Below are 3,784 nucleotides of genomic sequence, written 5' to 3' on the forward strand. Positions count from 1 at the left end.
CACCACCCCCTGGCGCCCCACGTCCGCCGAGGTCCACCCCGAGGTGAAACGGCGCGCCGTCGAGTTCGTCGAAGCGATCGGCGCCTGGGCCGACGGCGGGGGCGGCGTGCCCGCGGCGCGGGCCAGAGTGGCCGCGCTGCACCTGCCGGCCGCCCTCGTGACCCGGGCCGGACCGCTGCTGCCGTCCGCCGACGAGGCGGTGCTGCAGGTGGTGGACGCCCAGTACGGCGGGATCCTCGCCGACTCGGCGAGCGTGCTCGTGGTGTGTCGGCAGTGGACCCGGCACGGCGGTGCCGTGCGCGCGGGCGGGACGACGATCGACGTACGGCTGGCGCGGTCCGGCACCGGATGGACCGTCACCGCCCTGTACCCGGCCCGCCCCGGCGCGCCGCTGTCCTCGCCGCCTGCCGGTGTGCGCCGGGTGCTGGACGACGCCCGGGTCGTGCTGCCGCCCGCGGCACGGGCCGACCTGAACAGCGGCCGGGTCCACGCCGGAGTGCTCACCGCGATGCTGCGCCTGGCGGGGACGTACCGGATGTACGTCAGTGTGGTCCGCTCCGGGCACCCGCTGGACGTGTTCGGCACCGGCCGCCCCAGCGACCACCCGCGCGGGCGCGCCTTCGACGTGTGGCAGATCGACGGCCACGCGGTCGTCGACCCGGCCACGCCCCGCGCTCTCGTCGAACGCTTCATGCGGGACGCGGCGGCGGCGGGCTCCTACAACGTCGGAGGTCCCGTCCTCCTGTCCGGCGGCAGTACCCCGGACCAGTTCTTCAGCGACGCCACCCACCACGACCACGTGCACATCGGATTCCGGACCTGAGAGCCGCCGGGCACGCCTTCGGCGTGACCGATGCCGCCCCACGCGCGCGTACCGGTTGGTTCGCGCGCAGCAGGAGGGCGGCGCGCGCGAACAGGTACGGCCCGGGAGCCCGCGCGTGGGGGACGGCCGCGGCGTCAGGCCAGTGCCGTCATGAGCGCGGCCACCACGGTGAGTGCTGCCAGGGGCACCATGAACAGACGCACGCGTTCCACCCAGGCCGGCCGGGCGCCGCCGCGGAGCCAGGGGCGGTCGCCGCCGCGCGCGGCGTCCGGTGCGGCGAGGCCGCGGACCGGGCCGAGCAGCGAGCGGCACCAGGGACAGTCGCCGTCCTCCCATGCTTCCATGCCGCGCTCAACGACATGCCCGGGGCCGGGCAACGCCCACGCCCACCATCGTGATGCCGCCGTCACCGGGCCGTGAGCAAGCGGTGTCCCGAGCGGCCCGGGCCAGATCTCGGGAAACGGCCCGGCGGCCTCCCCGGCCGGCCTCACAGGCCCGGGAGCCCACGGGGCACGGGCACCGCGGGCACCTTGGGCGGTGCGCCGGCCGAGGTCCCCCGCGGCGCCTCGCCGCACCCGACACCCCACGGCCGCAGCAGCGGCGTACCGGGCTCGCGTTCGGGCGCGCCCGGCAGCAGGCGGTGCGGGTGGACGGGTGACGGGTGGACGGGTGACGGGTGGTCGCAGGGTCCGCCGGCCGTTTCCACGGCCCGAGAAGTACTGTCCATGCCGGAGCAAACGGCGCGCACGCCCCCCGCGTACCCGGCGCGTTCCGGTGCCTCACCGCATCAGGTGAGGACACCCCTCGAACGGAGGCCTCCGCTCATGCGACAAGCTGCCCGGCAGGGGAGGCCCGGGGCGGCTCAGGCGGGCCGTATCGAGCTGTGGATGGCCTGCGGGCCGGCGAAGAAGATCGACTCCTCGCGTATCGACGCCCCTGGGCTCGGGGCGTGGACCATGGTGCCGTCGCCGGCGTAGAGGCCGACGTGGTTGACCTCGCTGTAGAAGAAGACCAGGTCCCCGGGCCGGAGGTCGGCGAGCTCGACCGGTGTGCCGGAGCCGGCCTGCTCGAAGGCCGCACGGGGGAGCGCCACCCCGGCGGCCCGCCAGGCGGCCTGGGTGAGGCTCGAGCAGTCGTACGAGTCCGGTCCGGTGGCCCCCCAGACGCACGGTCTGCCGATCTGCGCGCGGGCGAACTCGAGCGCCTTGGCGGCCTTCCTCCCGTAGGCCGCCGCCGGTGTCCCGGCGGCGCCGAGGGAGGCGGCGGAGCTGTCCACGGCCGCCGCCTGGCCGACGGCCTGGCTGGCGTCGAAGAGCGAGTTCCCGTCGAGGGGCGGGGTGGTGTCGAACAGCCCGGTGGAGTGCTGCTGCCATTGCGCCGCCCCCTGCTGAGCGGTGTGCCGGGACAGCAGCTCACGGGCCCGGGTGAGCTTGGCCTGCGACTGGCCCTTGGGCGCCCTCGGCACCGGCTGCCGGCGGCCGGCCACCGAGGCGTGCGGTGCGCCGGGGGTCCGCGACCGCGTCTCGGCCACGGGCGGAAACGCCCCCACGGACCCGGTGGCCGGCGACTCGGTCGGTCCGGCGGGCCGGGGCTCCGTGGTGCCGGGGACGAGCGTGTCCATGCTGCCGGTGGGCGGAGGCTGCATGGACCGACTGGTCAGCGCGTCCAAGGTCCCGGTGGTTTGGGATTCCACGGTGCCGGCGGGCAGGGGGTCCAGGGCCCGGGTGGCGAGTACGTCCATGGTGCCGGTGGGCTGGGGTTCCACGGGACGGCCGGCGAGTGTGTCCATGGTGCCGGTGGGCAGGTCCACGGCACCGGTCGGCTGGGCCTGCACGGCCCGGGGAGCGAGTGCCTCCATGGTCCCGGTGGGCTGGGGTTCCATGGACCGGGCGGTCAGTGCCTCCATGGTTCCCGTGGGCTGGGCCTGCACGGCCCGGGGAGCGAGTGCCTCCAGGGCCCCGGTGGGCTGGGGTTCCATGGACCGGGCGGTCAGTGCCTCCATGGTTCCCGTGGGCTGGGGTTCCATGGCCCGGGGAGCGAGTGCCTCCAGGGTGCCGGTGGGCTGCGGCTCCATGGACCGACTGGTCAGCTCCGCGACAGGAGCGGCCGGCGTGGTGGCAGGTCCCGCCGCGGGCAGCTCCCGTACGGGCGGGGCCGGTGCGGCGGCCGCGGGGCCGGCCGGGAGCCCGGGTGCCGACCCGGCCTGTGCCGGACCCGCGGTCAGCTCCAGCCGGGACGGCTTGCCCGCCGGCCCCGGCCCCAGCCCCAGCTCCTCCAGAACGTCCGCCGGACGCCTGCTCGGCGCCTCCGCACGGGAGGTGGCCCGGCTCGGCATGCGGTCGGGCGGCAGGACCGCCGGAACGATCGGGCCCAGCTGGGCGCGCGCCGCGTCGAACCACTGCCTGGCCACCCGGTCGAGGGCCGGATCGGAGCCCCGGGAACCGTCCCACGTCCCCGAACCACCCCGCGCGCGTCCGCTCCTGCTCATCGCGCGGGTGGCGTTGAAGTTGCCCGTGGCGTTCTCCGCCTGGTCGTAGAGGCTGCTGATCCGCTGCTGCACCTCAGCGCGGCTGGGCCTGTCGTCGCTCGGTCGTTCCGGCGCCAAGGAGGACGCACTCCTTCCGTGGGCCGCCTGCCGAGTCAGCTGTCGGGTTCGGGCGGGCGTTCTGTGGAAGGCGTGCCCTACGGCCCTTGTCCGGAGGGACGGTCGAGCCGATTCACCCCGATGTCGGTCGGGTCCCCGGCTCCGGATGCCGTGGGGGCGTACCGGACTCGGCGGAGGCCGCACGATCCGGCGGGACTCGCCGGAGGCAATCGTGCGGCCTGGGCGCCAACTTAGTGGTTCGGACCGGAAGTCCTTCGGGGGTTGATCATGTAGCTGGCTCGGCGGAGGATTCTTCGTGGTGATCGGTGGTGTGCCGGTCGAGTCTGGCCAGCAGATCGTCCAGGTCGGAGGTGGTG

Annotated in this window: 3 protein-coding genes and 1 riboswitch; of the genes, 1 reads left to right on the forward strand and 2 read right to left on the reverse strand. The window is 75.5% G+C overall.

What is annotated here, in order from left to right; genetic code table 11:
- On the forward strand, positions 1-823 hold an 823-nt coding region (locus C1I97_RS33105; protein ID WP_258382855.1), incomplete at its 5' end, for a hypothetical protein.
- Positions 824-957: 134 nt separating this feature from the next.
- Here the strand turns inward: C1I97_RS33105 and C1I97_RS33110 are convergent.
- Together C1I97_RS33110 and C1I97_RS39445 are read right to left on the reverse strand one after the other, a co-directional pair.
- Positions 958-1,167, reverse strand: a complete 210-nt coding sequence (locus C1I97_RS33110; RefSeq protein ID WP_111006723.1) for a hypothetical protein — start codon at positions 1,165-1,167, stop codon at positions 958-960.
- A 518-nt stretch (positions 1,168-1,685) separates the two neighbouring features.
- Positions 1,686-3,428, reverse strand: a complete 1,743-nt coding sequence (locus C1I97_RS39445; protein WP_258382856.1) for an NlpC/P60 family protein — start codon at positions 3,426-3,428, stop codon at positions 1,686-1,688.
- A gap of 8 nt (positions 3,429-3,436) precedes the next feature.
- A riboswitch (cyclic di-AMP (ydaO/yuaA leader) is annotated at positions 3,437-3,611 on the reverse strand.
- Between the last annotated feature and the right edge of the window lie 173 nt (positions 3,612-3,784).

The sequence above is a fragment of the Streptomyces sp. NTH33 genome (assembly GCF_003236365.1).
Taxonomy (GTDB): domain Bacteria; phylum Actinomycetota; class Actinomycetes; order Streptomycetales; family Streptomycetaceae; genus Streptomyces.

Coding starts and splice junctions, on each gene's coding strand:
- C1I97_RS33110 (WP_111006723.1), bottom strand. CDS start 1,167: ATGGAAGCATGGGAGGACGGCGACTGTCCCTGGTGCCGCTCGCTGCTC.